Raw genomic sequence first — 15,395 nt, 5'->3', positions numbered from 1 at the left:
TTATCCATGGTGCTTTTAACAAGGTTATTCGTCATAAGCCGCGTATTTTTTATGGGCTTTCTGATCAGCGGCACGGCGCTTGCGGAAACTTCGCCGATTGAGCCGACAATTGCGCCTAACTCCGTTTTTGAGGCTGAAGCAGACGACAACGTCGGTCAGGCGATTCAGGCTTCGCTGGAACCGCTGAAAACTGCGTTTCCGCCTTTGCTGACTGCACCTCGTCATCGGCGCGTGGAGGTCAGCCGTCTGGTCATGGATTTTTATACGCATCGCGCTTATCGCGCAGCGTGGACGAATGACCGCGATGTCGCACAATTGATCGCCAGCCTGGGTGCGACTGAAGCCGATGGTTTGAACCCGGCGGATTTTCATATTGATGAACTGATCCGGTCCCAGACCACAATGCTGACCACGCCAGTGACCCCTGAGCAACGGGCGGCTTTTGATTTGGCGACGACGCATACCTTTATTACTGCGCTGCTACAGTTGCGGCGGGGCAAGGTCGATCCTTCGCGGCTGGATATTCACTGGAATTTTGACGCCAATGGCGTCGACCCGCGCGACGACGTCAATGCTTTCTTCGCGGCGCTCGACAATCACGATGTCGCGAAGGCGTTTGCCCTCGCTCCGCCGCAAGAAGCGGTGTACGTGGGGTTGCGTCAGGCGCTGGCGCAATTGCGCGGTATTCGTGATCGGGGCGGTTGGCCGCAAGTGCTCGTAGACCATTCGCTCAAGCCTGGCATGGACGAACCGGCTGTCGCGCAGTTGCGGGCGAGGATGGTCGCGGCAGGTTTTCTCGATCCGCGGTTGATCCACGGTACGAAGTACGACAGCGCCGTCACCGCAGCGGTGAAGAAGTATCAGAGCGAGCAATACCTCGGAGCGGATGGCATGGCGGGGGCGACCACGCTAGCGGCCTTGAATGTGCCCGTGGACGCACGCATTGATCAGGTTCGCGTGAACATGGAGCGCGCGCGTTGGCTGCTTTATAAACTTCAAGGCACGTTCGTTATCGTTGATATCGCCGGCTATAAAGTGGCGATGTACCGCGATGGCCAGCCGATATGGCGGTCCCGGGTGCAAGTCGGAAAAGCGGCGCGCAATACGCCGATCTTTCAGGCGCAGATCACCTACATCACGTTCAATCCGACCTGGACGGTGCCGCCGACGATCCTCAAGGAAGACGTGCTGCCGAAGATCCAGAGTAATCCCGGTTACCTGGCCGCCAACCGTATTCGCGTGATCGATGGTGAAGGCAACGAGCTCGACCCTGCGGGCGTCGACTGGACCCACCCGCGTGGCATCAGTTTGCGCCAGGATGCCGGGCCCGAGAGTTCTCTGGGCCAGGTGGTGATCCGCTTCCCCAACGACTACGCGATTTACCTTCACGATACGCCGCATCGCGAGTTGTTTTCCAAGACTGTCCGTGCGACCAGTTCGGGCTGCATCCGGGTGGAAAATCCGCTGCAACTGGTGGAGTTATTGTTCAACGACCCGGTTAAATGGAACAGCGCCGGTATTCAGAAACAGCTGGCCAATGGCAAGACCGAGAACATTCGACTGCCGGTGAAAGTACCGGTGTTGTTGGCCTATTGGACAGTCGATCTGGGCAGCGACGGGCGCGTGTCATTCAAACCGGATGTGTACGGCTACGATGCACCCGTACTGCGGGCGTTGAATCGTCCTGCGCAAATGCCGGTGTTGAATCTACATGCGGCGACGGCGTCGGTGGCGACGGGGCAGCCGTAATGGCCGTCAACCGTTCGGCGCTTACCCCGGGTCACCAAAACAGCTTCGCCTAATCTTTGATTTACCGGAAATTCTTCCGGTGCTAACAAGGAAGGTGTGGCATGACTTCATTAAAGTTCGGCGCGTCCATCCTGTTGACCTGCCTGGCAGGGTGCGCAACCACTCCCCGGAGTAATTACGAGCCACCACCAGTGCCTGCATCGGCGGTTACGCTTGACGATGCGCAAATCACTGGCGCGTTGGTAGGAAGGAAGTTTTACGGGACCACCCGAGAGGGCAGTCACCCTTTTTCAATGAGTTTTGCGCCGAACGGAGTAGAGGTGTTCGAGCAGGCGCCCTACAAACCGGAGAAGGAAAAGTGGACGTTGAAAGACGGAGTTCTTTGTATCGAAGCGAAAGGCTATCCAACCGAATGCGGGCAGGTGAAGACGGCCAATAACGAATACTGGTTTGTCGATCCGAAAAACGGGAGAGTCCACGGGCATTTGAAAACTACGCCCTGAGTCGGATTCCCGCCGATGAATGGGCGCTCCTGGATCGCCCATTCATGCCTTGCCTAACGCCTCCCGCAAAAACTCCACCAGCCCTCGCTGCAATCCAGTCAGCGCGCCTTCCCGACTGATCAACGCCAACTCTGTCGGTGGCAAGTCCGGTAGATCCGTGCACACAGTGTGCTCTGGCAACACCGCCGATGCGGGCAGCACCGAGAGGCCCAACCCGGACGCCTCCGCCTGAATTCCCGTCAGACTGTGGCTGCCAACGCAATCCGCCGTGGCCGCTGAGCCACATCCAGCAGACGGATCGCCCGTTGCCGGTAAATGCAGCCCTGCGGAAACAACGCCAATGGCAAAACGCCCTGGGCTGAGTCGACCCCCGCACCCTTGACCCACAGCAGCACCTGCGGCCATGCCGCCCAGCTTGGGCCGCTATCCGGTTCACGCTTGACCAGTGCAATGTCGATGGCGCCCATGGCGAGCTTCTGCTTGAGATCGGTGCTCATGCCGCTGACGTTTAGCGCGACATGCATTTTCGCTGCGTGTGGATCGACCGTGGCACCGGTCGTTGGGCTGGAGGAGGGGATCTGCAATCACTTTTCCGCCATTGCGCAAAGGGCCTACGAGCAAATGCGCCTGGGAGATGCAGAAAGTGCGCGGGCGCACTTGCACAGTGCGATGCGACGCCTGTCTAAAGGACAATTGCCCCGTACCATCCCGTAGACTAAGCTCGTAATCATTAAGGGTTTTGGGCCTTCGCCCATGCCTTACCCTTACAGGATGAGCTTTGTCTATTCTCCAAGACGACCCGCACGTCGCTACTGGCGTTGCTCTGAAACGGTTACCTCTGCGCAAGGCAGCCTTATTGTTCATTGCTGTGGTGTGTCTGTGCCTGTGCGGTTTGCTTTACCTGCAACTGGAGCAATCGCGTCGGCACGATCTGGCGGTGGCCGAAGTGGCGTCATCGAACCTCACGCGAGCCATGGCGCAGCACGCCGAAGACACCTTCATGAAAGCCGATCTGGTGTTGACCAGTCTGGTTGACTGGATTCAGGTCGACGGCTTCGGTCCGCCGCAGCGGCCACGCCTTCAGAAAACGTTCGCCCGGCGGGTGCAGGCGCTGAGTCAATTCCACGGGATCTTTCTGTTTGATCAGAATGGCCAGTGGATCGTGACTTCTTTTGCGGATCTGCCTCGTGGAAATGGCGTGGCAGACCGCGACTACTTTATGTATCACCAGCAGAACATATCGTCGGTGGCGCACATCGGTCCGGCTATTCGCAGTCGCGAGAATGGCGAATGGATCATTCCGGTCTCCAAACGCGTGAACGACAAAAACGGCCTTTTTCAGGGCGTTTTGCTGGCCGGCATCAAGATGTCCTACTTCGACCAGTTCTTCAAAAGCTTCAGTCTTGATGACGATGGCTCGATGTTTTTGGGGCTGACTGACGGGACGCTGCTGGCGCGCCGGCCGTTTGTCGAAGCGCAGATCGGCACGTCGTTGGCCAATGGCGAGATCTTTCAGACCTTGCTGCCCAACGCACCCTCTGGCAATGCAACATTCCGTTCGGCGGTCGATGGCATCGTGCGGTTGTATGGCTACCGTCAGCTCGGCGCCTATCCGCTGGTGGTGTCGGCGGCATCGTCCAGGGATTCGATACTCAAGAGTTGGTACGAGACCGCGTATCAATCCAGCATCATTGTTGCCCTGGTCGTGATCGGCGTGGGGCTGTTCGGTTGGGTGTTCGTGCGTCAGGTCCGCCTCGGCGAGCGGGTCGAGGCGGATTTGCGCAAGGCCAAGGAGGCGTTGAAGCTGATCGCGACCCACGATAGCCTGACTGGCCTGGCCAATCGTCGACTGTTCGAGCAGGCGCTGGACATCGAGTTCGGCCGTGGCACCCGTCAGTCGAGTTCATTGAGCCTGATCATGGTCGATATCGATTACTTCAAGCGCTACAACGACGCTTACGGCCATGTGGCGGGGGACCATTGCCTGGCGGAAGTGGCGCGGGCGGTAAAGAGTTGCTGTCATCGAAAAGCCGATCTGGCAGTGCGTTACGGCGGCGAGGAATTCGCAGTGTTGCTGCCGGATACCGATATTCACGGTGCGGTGGTCATTGCCGAGCAGATCCGTCGCGCGGTCATGGCCAAAAACATCAGCCACAGCGGTTCGCCCAACGGTTTCGTCACGGTCAGCCTGGGCTGCCATTCATTTGTACCCACGCGCCTGGACAGCCCCGAAGTGTTCATCGGGCGTGCGGATGCCGCGTTGTATCAGGCCAAGCATTCTGGACGCAACCGTTCGGCGGTGCTGTCGATTGAAGGCGGCATCGAGGAGTTGTTACGCTCGGATCGTTGAGACAACTGCGGCATGATCCAAGTCGTTACCTGTTGTGCGCCGAGCAACCACCTGAAGGTATGGAGGTCACACACTGAACACCCTCATCCGGAGTGTCGGCCCATGAAGAATCTGCGAATCGCAACGTTCAACGTCAACGGCATGCGCGCCCGACTGCCAAACCTGCTGGCCTGGCTGGAGCGGGAAAAGCCGGACATCGCCTGTTTGCAGGAGCTGAAGTCGGTGGACAGTGCGTTTCCCGCCGCAGAACTTGAGGCGGCCGGTTACGGCGCGATCTGGCAAGGCCAATCATCGTGGAACGGGGTGGCGATTCTGGCGCGGGATGCGCAACCGCTGGAGAGTCGGCGGGGTTTGCCGGGGGGTGACAGCGACACTCAGAGTCGTTATCTGGAGGCCGCCGTGCATGGTGTGCTGGTCGGCTGTCTGTACCTGCCCAATGGCAATCCGCAGCCAGGGCCGAAGTTCGATTACAAGCTCGCGTGGTTCGAGCGGTTGATCGCCTATGCCGAGGATCTCCAGCGCAGTGAACACCCAGTAGTGCTGGCGGGTGACTACAACGTGGTGCCGACCGACCTGGATATCTACAACCCACGCTCCTGGCTCAAGGACGCATTGCTCCAGCCGGAAAGCCGCGAGTGTTATCAGCGGTTGCTGAACCAGGGTTGGACCGATTCCCTGCGTCATCTTTATCCAGAGGATCGGCTCTACACCTTCTGGGATTATTTCAGACAGCACTGGCAGAAAAATTCCGGGTTGCGCATTGACCATCTGTTGCTCAACCCGGCGCTGAGCCCTTATCTGCAAGAGGCCGGTGTCGATGCCTGGGTCCGCAATGAGCCGCATGCCAGTGACCACGCACCGACGTGGATTCGACTGAGTTCGCGCAAGCAGCGTTGATTTTTCGGGCGGGTGGCGATTGGCTAAATCAATTGTCGGTCGTACCGCTTTATCCCTTATACATGGCGACCACCGGCACAGCGATCTGCGCCCCCTGCATAAGGACCGAGCCATGAGCGAATCACGCCTGAGCAATCTTTCGTTGTACCTGCAACGCCTGGGTTTCGACGCGCCACCGGCGCCGACCCTGGAAACCCTGCGTCAACTGCAGCTGCGCCACACCGGTGCATTCGCGTTTGAAAACCTCACCACGCTGTCAGGCGAACCCGTGCTCATCGACCTGCCGTCCATCGAGCAAAAAGTCCTGCACGAAAGTCGCGGTGGTTACTGCTACGAACTCAATAATTTGTTTCTGTCGCTGCTTCAGGCGCTGGGTTTCGACGCTACAGGCATCAGCGGTCGGGTGGTCATGGGCCAGCCCGAGGGCGCATGGACCGCTCGTACGCACCGTTTGAGCCTGGTTACTCTCGACGGCGTGCGCTACATCACCGATGTCGGCTTCGGTGGCATGGTGCCTACGGCGCCGCTGCTGCTCGACACCCCGGCCGAACAGCGCACGCCCCACGAACCCTATCGCATCGAGCAACATGCCGATGGCTATACCTTGCGCGCCAACATTGCCGGTGAGTGGCGGGCGATGTACATCTTCGACCTGCAACGGCAGGAAGACATCGATTTCGCCGTCGGCAACTGGTACGTCTCGACCCATCCTGAATCATCTTTTGCCAGTCAACTGATGGTGGCGCGGACGGGAGAAGGCTGGCGGCGCACGCTTAACAACGGCAGTTTTGCCATTCACCGGATCGGCAGCGAGAGCGAACGTCGGCAGGTGGCGAGTGTGGATGAGCTGGTGGGGTTGCTGGGGAGCGAGTTCGGGATTCGGGTGCCGGAGCACATGGCGTTGAAACAGGTGCTTGCACGGCTGATCGTGGCGACGTAGCTCATGGCTTCATCACGCGATGAATTTCACTGAGTACCTCTGATAGTTTTTTCTCCAGGTTTTTTAGTTCGGAGGCGGTTATTCCTTCCTTGAAATGTCCAGAGTTTGCAACAGCGGTGTTCGGGATGGCCGCTGTCTTGCTTCCATCGCCGAGCAAGGCCTGGCGCAAGGTGTTGTTGATCACCGTCTGATAACCGAATCCCTCACTCTCGGCTGCGGTACGCGCCGCGTCTAACACGACATCGTCAAGCATGATGGTGATTCGGGTCTTGCCTTTGCCGGAGGCAACCGCTCCGCGTTTGGCCTTGCTGAAATCGTATTCGTCTTTCATGGTTCAAGCCTCCAGATATCGGCACCGCTCATTTTTGGTAGCGATGCGCGCGGCAATGATTCGAACGAAATTCGGCTCGCGATACGTGTACGCAACGACCAACAAGCGACCTTTGGCATCCAGCCCCATGATGATCCACCGCTGCTCATCGTGATGGTTGTCCTGCGGCGAGAGGGCTCTCTCGTCATAAAACACGGCCTCTGTCTCCGCGAGGCTGATCCCCTGATGCTTTAACTTGTTCGCTGCGTTCTTTGCCTTGTGAGACTGAATTTCGAATGACTTTATTATGCATACTTTATATGTATATGGGGGGCGTCCGTACCGATGGTCGCTTGGAATGCCAAAGACTAGCGGGCGGGGGAGAAGACAAAGGAGGGATGTATTTCAAATGTTTTTTGGAGGGGAAAACAGCGCAGGAAAAGGGCTACATGGACGGGTGTCCATAATCTGACCGATTAGTTGTATACAACTCTATAGACATTTGTCCTGAGTCTTGCATACAGTGTGCGCATAACAAAAACCAGGGAACCCCCCAACCATGAAAACGCCCCATGTTTCACACCAACGGCCTGAGGACGAAAACCTCGGGGTCGGCGCGAATATGGCTTACGGCCTGCAACACGTTTTGACCATGTACGGCGGCATCGTCGCGGTGCCTTTGATCATCGGCCAGGCGGCCGGGCTCTCGCCGGCGGACATCGGTTTGTTGATTGCTGCTTCATTGTTTGCGGGGGGCTTGGCGACATTGCTGCAGACCCTCGGTTTACCGTTTTTCGGTTGTCAGTTGCCGCTGGTGCAGGGCGTGTCGTTCTCGGGCGTCGCGACGATGGTGGCCATTGTCAGCAGTGGCGGGGAGGGCGGGTTTCAGTCGATCCTGGGGGCGGTGATTGCCGCGTCGTTGATCGGTTTGCTGATCACGCCGGTGTTCTCGCGAATCACCAAATTCTTCCCGCCGCTGGTGACGGGCATCGTGATCACGACCATTGGCCTGACGCTGATGCCGGTGGCCGCGCGTTGGGCCATGGGGGGCAACAGTCATGCGCCAGACTTCGGCAGCATGGCGAACATCGGTCTGGCGGCGGTGACGCTGGTGCTGGTGCTGTTGTTGAGCAAAATCGGCAGCGCGACCATCTCCCGGCTCTCGATTCTGTTGGCCATGGTGATCGGCACAGTCATCGCGGTGTTCCTCGGCATGGCGGATTTCTCGTCCGTCACCCAAGGCCCGATGTTCGGCTTCCCGACGCCGTTCCACTTCGGCATGCCGACCTTCCACTTCGCTGCGATCCTGTCGATGTGCATCGTGGTCATGGTGACGCTGGTGGAAACCTCGGCGGACATCCTTGCGGTCGGTGAAATCATCGACACCAAGGTCGACTCCAAACGCCTGGGCAACGGTCTGCGCGCCGATATGCTGTCGAGCATGATCGCGCCAATCTTCGGCTCTTTTACCCAAAGCGCGTTCGCTCAGAACGTCGGTCTGGTGGCGGTCACCGGGATCAAGAGCCGCTTCGTGGTGGCCACCGGCGGCTTGTTTCTGGTGATCCTCGGCCTGCTGCCCTTCATGGGCCGGGTCATCGCCGCTGTTCCGACCTCCGTGCTCGGCGGCGCCGGGATCGTGCTGTTCGGCACCGTGGCGGCCAGCGGCATTCGCACGCTGTCCAAGGTCGACTACCGCAACAACGTCAACCTGATCATCGTCGCCACCTCCATCGGTTTTGGCATGATCCCCATCGCTGCGCCAAATTTCTACGACCACTTCCCAAGCTGGTTCGCCACGATCTTCCACTCGGGCATCAGCTCCTCGGCGATCATGGCCATCGTGCTGAACCTGACCTTCAACCACCTCACTGCCGGTAACTCGGATCAGCAGTCGGTGTTTGCCGCCGGTACTGAACGGGTCCTGCGGTACCAGGACTTGGCGGCGTTGCGCGAAGGGGATTACTTCAGCGAAGGCAAGTTGCGTGACTGCGACGGCAAAGAGATCCCGGTGGTAGAGGCGGACCCTGGGCATGGAGAGCCACGGGTGGTGCAGGCGAAAAGCAGTGAGCATGTCTGACGTTTGATTGAATGAAAAAAGGCCGATCTGTTGAGTGACAGATCGGCCTTTTTCATTGTCGGTCGCTATTGCCCGCTGTGCGTCCAGCGACCCATCAACGTATTGGACGGCAGCTGTTCATCCAACAGCTTTCTCGCCGTTTCCACGCCTGCCACCGGCAGCCCTTCAGGGTTCAACAAGCCAATCTGCACCAGCACACTGGCCTGGTCCCAGTAGATATGTTCGTGGTACAGCTTGTCGCCCCGGAACTTGATCACCCCCAGCATCGGTATCTCGACGTACTTCCCGGTCGGTGCGACGTTGGGCAGCATCCAGTCGATTTCGGTGCTGTGGGTGAAACACATGATGAATTCATCCACGATCTGCAATGCGCCGATGGTGCGGGAAATCGGGATGAGCTTCATGTCCGGTGGATTGCCGTGGACAAAATGGTGTTGATAGAAGCGGCTGAGTTCCCTGGCGCCGACGCCGCCGGTCATGGTCGGGATATGGTTGACGTAGGGTTCGGCGACCATGGTTGCCATGGTGGCGGGTACGTCGCGGGTCTCGAATTCGTGGCGGATGTGTTCTTCCCACAGGGCTGACAGGTTGAAGTGGGGGCCGATCTCGCGCTTGAGTGCGGCGATGCTGCGTTCATGGGCCATCAGCGAGGCGGGCTTGTCGTAGTGTGAGCCCCCGGCCCGGGCGAAGGCATGGTCGACGCCTGGGTACACGTAGATTTCGGCTTTGTCGCTGCCGGCCAGGTGCTCGCTGATCCGGGCGCGGGCATTGGCGTCGCAGTAGCCATCGTTCTCGGCAAAATGCAGTACCAGCCGGCCCGTGAGGTTTTCCGATTCGTGCAGCAGGTGTTCGATACCCATGCCGTAGTAGCCGACCGAGCAGGCCACATCGGTGCGTGCGGCAGTCAGCCAGGCCAGTTTGCCGCCCATGCAGAAGCCGACATAACCCAGGCCCGAGCCTTCGACTTCAGGCAGGGCACGCAGGGCTTTGAAGCTGGCGTCGATGTCGGTGATTGCCTTGTCCACGTCCAGACGCTGAAACAGGTCGATGGCAGCGGCAAAATCCGCTTCGGTGTAGCCCAGGTCAACGCCCGGTTGCAGGCGCCAGAACAGGTCCGGCACCAGAGCCACGTAGCCTTCCTCGGCATAGAAATCGGCCACCGCGCGCATATTGGCGTTGACCCCGAAAATCTCCTGGCCGATCACCACCCCGGGGCCCTTGCTGCTGGCCGGCAGGGCCAGGTAACCGCTGAACGTGGCGTTGCTGTCCGTTGCCCGGATCTCAATCATCTTGCCCATGTTGTCTACCTCATTCGGTTATCAGGTTTTATTGGCTGTCACGGTATTGTTGAAACCACACTCGCGGCGACACGCCACGGTCTGGCCCCAGGATCGAAAAGCCGCCGTCCACCGGCACGTCGACACCGGTCATCCAGCCGGCACCGGCGCTGCATAGAAAGGCCACCACGCTTGCTACTTCATGGCCCCGTCCAATGCGCCCGAGCGGGTGAAAGGGGGCTCCGACCCGATCGGCCAGCTGCGGATCGTTGTCGCTCAGGTCGGCGACGCTGGGCGACCAGGTCCAGGCCGGGGATACGCTCAGCACCCGGACTTGCTCCGGGGCCAGGGTCATGGCCAGGTTTTTCGTCAGTTGCAGGATGCCGGCTTTGGAGGCGGGGTAGAGTGCACGCCCGGCTGCGCCGAATTTACCGCCGGTGCTGCCAATGTTGATGACCACGCCGCCGCTGGGCAGATGCACGGCGGCCTTCTGGGTAAAGATCGCCGCCGACACCAGATTGACGTTCAGGGTTTTCAGCCACTGTGCGCGGTCAGAGGCCAGTCCCTGATCGGCGTACAGGCAAGCGTTGTTGACCAGAATGTCGAGCCTGCCGAAGCGGGCCAGCGTGGCTGTGATGCACGCGTCGATATCTTCGTCGCGCTCCACGTCGCAGGCTGAAAATCCGCAACCCATTGCTTGCGCCAATGCCTGACCGCTGTCGGCGTTACGCCCCACCAGCATCACCCGAGCGCCCTCGGCCAACAGCTGCCGAGCGATGTCCAGGCCCAGTCCCTGAGTACTGCCGGTCACAATCGCCACTTTGCCTTCGAGCATCATGCCAAGTCCTCCAGTGCTTCCTTGACGTGGCTGATACGGGCGATCAGCGCCATGCTCGCCAGCGAGGCCACATGCGCGCCGCTGTCCGCGCTGGCGCAGGCATCTGCTGCCACCGTCACCTCGAATCCGCAATCCACCGCATGGCGCACTGTGCTCTCCACTACAGAATGGGTCGCCACGCCAGCGATCAACAGGTGCGAAGGATTGAACTGGCGCACCACGGTTTCCAGCGGTGAGCCATAAAAAGCGTTGATCCGGTTGTGGGTGACGACGAATTCAGTGCGGCTGTCCAGCGGCGCCAGGGTGCTGAAAAACTCCGCTCCCCAACTGCCCTCCCGGACAGCGCCGAGGGTGGCGACCGTGCGCAGAATTGGCGCGTTCTGGATCAGGTCGGCGTAGTCCGGTCGGAACGCCACACGCACGTGAACGATAGGCCAACCCTTGGCGCGTGCGCCAGCCAGTAATCTGCCGGCGGCGTCGAGCAGTGCGGCGCGCACGCTGTCTTCGGACCCCAGCCCGACCCTTATCTTGCCATCGGGGTGCAACACGTCATTCTGATAGTGCAGGGCGATCACCACCGGCGCGTTCATCACACGAATACCTCAAGGTTGGCGAACACATCGTTGCAGTTGATGAGGTCCACGCGCTTGAGCTGGATCTGCCAGTCACCGCCGTCCTGAGCGGCCAATTTATAGGTGTAGCGACCGGCGAGTTGACGTTGCTCCAGACGCCACTCGCTGTACTGGAAGCTGGCGCTGACCACCAGCAGGCCTTGGGCGTCGAGCCCCTCGACCAGCACATTGCCGACCAGGTGCGCGGTCTGGGTTTGCGGTTGCTGAGACCAGTTGCGGGCGTTTTCCACCCGCCGAATCCGCACCTCGCGCAGCATGCGGTTTTCCCAGAACAGCGAGATATGGTCGAACGGGTTGGCTTGCTCGTGCTTGTGCGGCACCCAGTACATGCCGGTGTCGGTGAACAGCTTGTCCCACTCCCAGAAACGCCGCTCATCCAGCAGACGCGCCTCACGGTAAAGAAACTGTTCGATCTGGCGCAGGGTCTCGACGGGAACCTGGGCGGGGGTCAACTGGCGGGTGTCGACGTCGATTCGGCGGTCAAGCAGCATGGGTGCTCTCCTTGGCGATCAGGGTGGCGGTCATGAACTGTTTCCAGGCGGCAAACTGGTTGCGCATCGGCAGTTCGCTGGTGCCGTTGGTGGACACCGCGCCGTCCTCCAACGGCTTATCGGTGCCGGCGTAGCGGTGCATGCTGATCCACTCCCCACCGCGGGTCATGTTGCCTTCCTGGCAGCGGGCGTAGACTTCGACATCGTCGGGCATCACGTTGGAGGAGGGTGAGTTGATGACGTTGGCGTAGGTCAGCGCGCGGTCGAACACGGCATCCGGAGCGCCCTTGCAGCGGAAGGTCTGGATCTCGACCATGGTCCGGTCCACCGCGATGGGGCGGATCACCCGGAACTGCATGAACACGGTGTGCGGCGAGCCGCTGCCGTAGATCACCGTGTTATGGCGGTTCATGCCGAGGATTTCCTTGGCGCGCTGCTCGCCGTAGGCCTGGCTCAGGCATTCGAAGTGAGCACGGGAGACCTCGTCGCGCTCGGCGGCGGCCGGGTCGAAGATCGCTTCCATGTAGCCGTGGCCGTTGTGGTAAGCGCGCAGTTCGAGTTTTTCCCAGAAGTCGTAGGGTTCGCCATTGCCGTCCATGATCAGCAGCTCGAAGGGCATTTCACCGATGGCCTGGGCTTCGTCACGCGCAGCGTCTACCGACGATTCGTGGGTCACGCGGGCGTGCATGGTGTCGTGCAGGTTCTCGTAGAACACTTTCCAGTTCGAGCGCTGCTGAACACGGAAGATGCCGCCGGCCACCTCGACTTCGCCCACCGGTGAACGGTCGCAGAGGTTGTCGATGGAGGTGATGACGCCACCCAGAAATGCTTTCAGGTCCGGCCCGAACGCCGCCTGGCTGGCGAACACGAAGCCCCGATAGGTCTCGACGCGGGCGACGCTGGCCATGGAGAAATCCGGGTGTTTGGGGTCGTAGCAGGTGCCTTCGAAACCGCTCTTGAGCGGTGCCGACAAATGCTGGCCGTCGAGTTTGAAGGTCCAGGCGTGATACGGACAGCGGAAGAATTTGCCGACACTGCCGTCACCGTCGGCCACCAGTTTGGCGCCCTTGTGCGGGCAGCGGTTGTACAGCACGCTGACCAGCTGATTGGCGCCGCGCACCATGATCACGTCCTGATCACCGAGACGGGTGGTGTGGTAGTCGCCGGGGTTCTTGACCTGGCTTTCATGGCCGACGTAGATCCAGGCGTTGCCGTAGATGCGCTCCATCTCCAGCTTGAACAGGGTCGGGTCGGTGTAGACGCTCTTGTGGACGCTGTCCTCACGGATCAAGGCAGCAATTTGCTCGTTGGTCGGTATCACGGGATGTCCTCGGTTTGTCACAGATCGAGCACCAGCAGCGCGCTGCGGGTACGGGAGACACAAGTGCAGAAACTGCCGCTGGCGCGCTCGCGCTCCGACAGGCAGATGTCGCGGTGATCGGGCTGGCCGTCGATGACCTGAGCGACGCACACGCCGCAGTCACCCCGTCGGCAGTCGAACATCGGGTCCAGGCCGGCCTGGAGCATGGCGTCGAGCACGCTTTGCCCGGCGGCCACTTGCAGGCTCACGCCGCTTTCGCGCAGGCGCACCTCAAAGCCTTGATCGCCGGCCATTTCCAGGGCGCCGCTGAACAGTTCGTAATGCAGGTGATCTTCTGCCCAACCCTGTTCGCGAGCGCAGGCCAGCACGCTGTTGAGCAGGGCGGTCGGGCCGCAGATGTAGAGGTGCAGACCGGGTCTTGGCGCGGTCAGGATTGCAGCGGCAGGAAGGCGCTTTTGCGGGTCGCCGCCGCTGATCCAGCAATGGTTGTCCTGGCAGGCGCGGGCCTCTGGCAGATAGGCCATCTGCGCTTCATCGCGACCGGCGTAGTGCAGGGTGAAGGGCTTGCCCGCCGCTCGCAGCGACCGGGCCATGCCAAGCATCGGCGTGATGCCGATGCCGCCGGCGATCAGCAGTGCGTGTTCGGTGTTTTCATGCAGTGGAAAGTGGTTGCGTGGCGATTCGGCCAGCAGTTCATCGCCGACCTTGAGCGAGTGCACCCAACGCGATCCACCGGTACCCGACGCTTCGAGCTGGACGGCGATTTCGTAGTGCTCGCCGTCGGGCAAGTTGACCAGCGAATAGGCCCGGCGTTGAGTGCGATTGCCGGGTACGTGCAACTCAAGGTGCGCCCCGGCGGTGAAGCCCGGCAGTGGTCGGGCGTCGCTGGACACCAGCAGGACGCGGCGGATTCTGGGGGTCAAAAGCTCGATGTGTGCGACCCTGAGCGAGAGGCTGGACATACGCAATTCCTGTCTGAATTCGTAGCCACTGTATGAAGCTTGGTGAGGGCAAAAAAGCCGTTAAAGGCAAACCGGTATCCACTTCTGGCGAGAGTGATTGGCAGGGTGGATGGGCGCCAACGAAGAGGTGCCCTGTCCGCATGATCGCGTTGTCCGGGCGTTTTTCGCGAGCAGGCTCGCTCCCACAAGGGCAGTGCAATACCTGTGGGAGCGATGGGGGTTACCGATGACGTGTGTTATCGGGTTGAACGCGTCGCCCTCAGGTGCGCAAGCAGCGCCCGCAAGTGTTCGCCATCCGCCTGGGCCAGATCATCCAGCACAGCGAAATGATGACACCTTGCAAGCTCGACCAGGTTCACGGCCTGCCCGGCCTCGCGACAGGCACTGGCGTACTCGCGCGAGTGCCGAATCAACTCCGGCAACTCATCCGCGCCCACGGTCACGAGCAACGGTGCGCCGTCGCCGATCAGCCTTTGCGGGCTAAAGCGCTGGATATCCTCTTGGCTCAGTTGCAGCTTGTCGTTCAACCAGCAGCGGCTGATGGGTTCGAGCTCCATCAGGCCGCTGATCGGCAGGGCCAGGGTCACGAGCGGATGTCGGCGATGCAGCGCGGTCAGATGGCCTCCCGCCGAGTGCCCGCAAAGCACCACCTGTTGACCGATGTTCAAGGCTTCGCGGTGCGCCATCAGGTGGTCCAGAGCCTTGCCGATCTGCCCGACGATGGTGCTCATGTTCGCCTCGGGCGCCAGGGTGTACTCGAGCAGTCCGACATTGAAGCCGGCCTCGATCAGCCCCTCGGCGATAAAGGCGTAGTCGTCCTTGTCCGAGGCCTGCCAGTAACCGCCATGAATGAACAGCAGCGTCGGCGCGCCGGCATCCGCGTGGGCGTACCAGTCGAAACGCTCGCGCATGGCATCGCCATAGGGCAAATCACGCTGCCAGGCGTGGCTCGCATAGGTCTCGGCGCTGCGCTGGCGAAAACGCTGCATGATCTGTGGAAAATCGCCCACTGCTGCGACGTTGTTGTAAGCCTGATCGAGGTCCATGG

15 protein-coding genes and 1 pseudogene are annotated in these 15,395 nt (G+C 60.4%); 6 read left to right on the top strand and 10 right to left on the bottom strand.

The window, feature by feature from the left end; translation table 11 throughout:
- Positions 1–6: 6 nt before the first annotated feature.
- A complete protein-coding gene (locus tag F8N43_RS19550) occupies positions 7–1,749 on the top strand; it encodes a L,D-transpeptidase family protein (protein ID WP_150654202.1) in 1,743 nt (580 codons plus the stop codon).
- Positions 1,750–1,850: 101 nt separating this feature from the next.
- Positions 1,851–2,252, top strand: coding sequence for a hypothetical protein (locus tag F8N43_RS19545; protein ID WP_150631579.1), 402 nt, complete (start codon positions 1,851–1,853; stop codon positions 2,250–2,252).
- A gap of 42 nt (positions 2,253–2,294) precedes the next feature.
- On the opposite strand, the pseudogene F8N43_RS29770 reads toward F8N43_RS19545, so the two are convergent.
- Positions 2,295–2,758: pseudogene (locus F8N43_RS29770) on the bottom strand (LysR substrate-binding domain-containing protein); the annotation flags it as partial.
- A 272-nt stretch (positions 2,759–3,030) separates the two neighbouring features.
- Here F8N43_RS29770 and F8N43_RS19535 point away from each other — a divergent pair.
- The 3 genes from F8N43_RS19535 (at position 3,031) to F8N43_RS19525 (ending at position 6,439) form a co-directional block, all read left to right on the top strand.
- Positions 3,031–4,602 (top strand): GGDEF domain-containing protein, encoded by a 1,572-nt coding sequence (locus F8N43_RS19535; protein WP_150654201.1) that lies wholly within the window; start codon positions 3,031–3,033, stop codon positions 4,600–4,602.
- A 102-nt stretch (positions 4,603–4,704) separates the two neighbouring features.
- Positions 4,705–5,499 (top strand): exodeoxyribonuclease III, encoded by a 795-nt coding sequence (locus F8N43_RS19530; RefSeq protein ID WP_150631577.1) that lies wholly within the window; start codon positions 4,705–4,707, stop codon positions 5,497–5,499.
- Positions 5,500–5,611: 112 nt separating this feature from the next.
- Positions 5,612–6,439, top strand: coding sequence for an arylamine N-acetyltransferase family protein (locus F8N43_RS19525; protein ID WP_150631576.1), 828 nt, complete (start codon positions 5,612–5,614; stop codon positions 6,437–6,439).
- A 1-nt stretch (position 6,440) separates the two neighbouring features.
- Here the strand turns inward: F8N43_RS19525 and F8N43_RS19520 are convergent, their stop codons facing one another.
- Together F8N43_RS19520 and F8N43_RS19515 are read right to left on the bottom strand one after the other, a co-directional pair.
- Entirely contained in the window at positions 6,441–6,770 is a 330-nt protein-coding gene (locus F8N43_RS19520) for a BrnA antitoxin family protein (protein WP_150631575.1), read from the bottom strand.
- Positions 6,771–6,773: 3 nt separating this feature from the next.
- Entirely contained in the window at positions 6,774–7,055 is a 282-nt protein-coding gene (locus F8N43_RS19515; protein ID WP_150631574.1) for a BrnT family toxin, read from the bottom strand.
- A gap of 253 nt (positions 7,056–7,308) precedes the next feature.
- Between F8N43_RS19515 and F8N43_RS19510 the strand changes: the two genes are divergently transcribed.
- Positions 7,309–8,826, top strand: a complete 1,518-nt coding sequence (locus F8N43_RS19510) for a nucleobase:cation symporter-2 family protein (protein ID WP_150631573.1) — start codon at positions 7,309–7,311, stop codon at positions 8,824–8,826.
- A gap of 65 nt (positions 8,827–8,891) precedes the next feature.
- Here the strand turns inward: F8N43_RS19510 and F8N43_RS19505 are convergent, their stop codons facing one another.
- From F8N43_RS19505 to F8N43_RS19475, 7 genes are all read right to left on the bottom strand, one after another.
- Positions 8,892–10,124, bottom strand: a complete 1,233-nt coding sequence (locus tag F8N43_RS19505) for a dienelactone hydrolase family protein (protein WP_150654200.1) — start codon at positions 10,122–10,124, stop codon at positions 8,892–8,894.
- Between the two features lie 28 nt (positions 10,125–10,152).
- Entirely contained in the window at positions 10,153–10,941 is a 789-nt protein-coding gene (locus F8N43_RS19500; protein ID WP_150637431.1) for an SDR family oxidoreductase, read from the bottom strand.
- Complete coding sequence (locus F8N43_RS19495; RefSeq protein WP_150654199.1) at positions 10,938–11,531, bottom strand: cysteine hydrolase family protein; 594 nt, start codon at positions 11,529–11,531, stop codon at positions 10,938–10,940. The genes F8N43_RS19500 and F8N43_RS19495 overlap by 4 nt, the downstream gene beginning before the upstream one ends.
- Entirely contained in the window at positions 11,531–12,064 is a 534-nt protein-coding gene (locus tag F8N43_RS19490; RefSeq protein ID WP_150631570.1) for an aromatic-ring-hydroxylating dioxygenase subunit beta, read from the bottom strand. Before F8N43_RS19490 ends, F8N43_RS19495 begins: the two co-directional genes overlap by 1 nt.
- On the bottom strand, positions 12,054–13,385 hold the full coding sequence (locus F8N43_RS19485; protein ID WP_150654198.1) for an aromatic ring-hydroxylating dioxygenase subunit alpha: 1,332 nt from the start codon (positions 13,383–13,385) through the stop codon (positions 12,054–12,056). Before F8N43_RS19485 ends, F8N43_RS19490 begins: the two co-directional genes overlap by 11 nt.
- 17 nt (positions 13,386–13,402) lie before the next feature.
- Positions 13,403–14,347: a PDR/VanB family oxidoreductase gene (locus F8N43_RS19480; protein ID WP_150637428.1), complete on the bottom strand. Its 945-nt coding sequence runs from the start codon at positions 14,345–14,347 to the stop codon at positions 13,403–13,405.
- 236 nt (positions 14,348–14,583) lie between these two features.
- A complete protein-coding gene (locus F8N43_RS19475; RefSeq protein ID WP_150654197.1) occupies positions 14,584–15,393 on the bottom strand; it encodes an alpha/beta hydrolase in 810 nt (269 codons plus the stop codon).
- Positions 15,394–15,395 lie beyond the last annotated feature (2 nt).

This window comes from Pseudomonas fluorescens (assembly GCF_902498065.1).
Lineage (GTDB): Bacteria > Pseudomonadota > Gammaproteobacteria > Pseudomonadales > Pseudomonadaceae > Aquipseudomonas > Aquipseudomonas fluorescens_BJ.
Note: the sequence above shows the minus strand (reverse complement) of the source record. Positions and strands in the feature narration are given on the sequence as shown.

What these genes read in the sequence shown, in the direction of transcription:
- F8N43_RS19475 (WP_150654197.1), bottom strand. Translation starts at nt 15,393, where the DNA reads ATGGACCTCGATCAGGCTTACAACAACGTCGCAGCAGTGGGCGATTTT.
- F8N43_RS19525 (WP_150631576.1), top strand. Translation starts at nt 5,612, where the DNA reads ATGAGCGAATCACGCCTGAGCAATCTTTCGTTGTACCTGCAACGCCTG.
- F8N43_RS19500 (WP_150637431.1), bottom strand. Translation starts at nt 10,941, where the DNA reads ATGATGCTCGAAGGCAAAGTGGCGATTGTGACCGGCAGTACTCAGGGA.
- F8N43_RS19490 (WP_150631570.1), bottom strand. Translation starts at nt 12,064, where the DNA reads ATGCTGCTTGACCGCCGAATCGACGTCGACACCCGCCAGTTGACCCCC.
- F8N43_RS19545 (WP_150631579.1), top strand. Translation starts at nt 1,851, where the DNA reads ATGACTTCATTAAAGTTCGGCGCGTCCATCCTGTTGACCTGCCTGGCA.
- F8N43_RS19550 (WP_150654202.1), top strand. Translation starts at nt 7, where the DNA reads ATGGTGCTTTTAACAAGGTTATTCGTCATAAGCCGCGTATTTTTTATG.
- F8N43_RS19505 (WP_150654200.1), bottom strand. Translation starts at nt 10,124, where the DNA reads ATGGGCAAGATGATTGAGATCCGGGCAACGGACAGCAACGCCACGTTC.
- F8N43_RS19510 (WP_150631573.1), top strand. Translation starts at nt 7,309, where the DNA reads ATGAAAACGCCCCATGTTTCACACCAACGGCCTGAGGACGAAAACCTC.
- F8N43_RS19480 (WP_150637428.1), bottom strand. Translation starts at nt 14,347, where the DNA reads ATGTCCAGCCTCTCGCTCAGGGTCGCACACATCGAGCTTTTGACCCCC.
- F8N43_RS19520 (WP_150631575.1), bottom strand. Translation starts at nt 6,770, where the DNA reads ATGAAAGACGAATACGATTTCAGCAAGGCCAAACGCGGAGCGGTTGCC.
- F8N43_RS19530 (WP_150631577.1), top strand. Translation starts at nt 4,705, where the DNA reads ATGAAGAATCTGCGAATCGCAACGTTCAACGTCAACGGCATGCGCGCC.
- F8N43_RS19495 (WP_150654199.1), bottom strand. Translation starts at nt 11,531, where the DNA reads ATGAACGCGCCGGTGGTGATCGCCCTGCACTATCAGAATGACGTGTTG.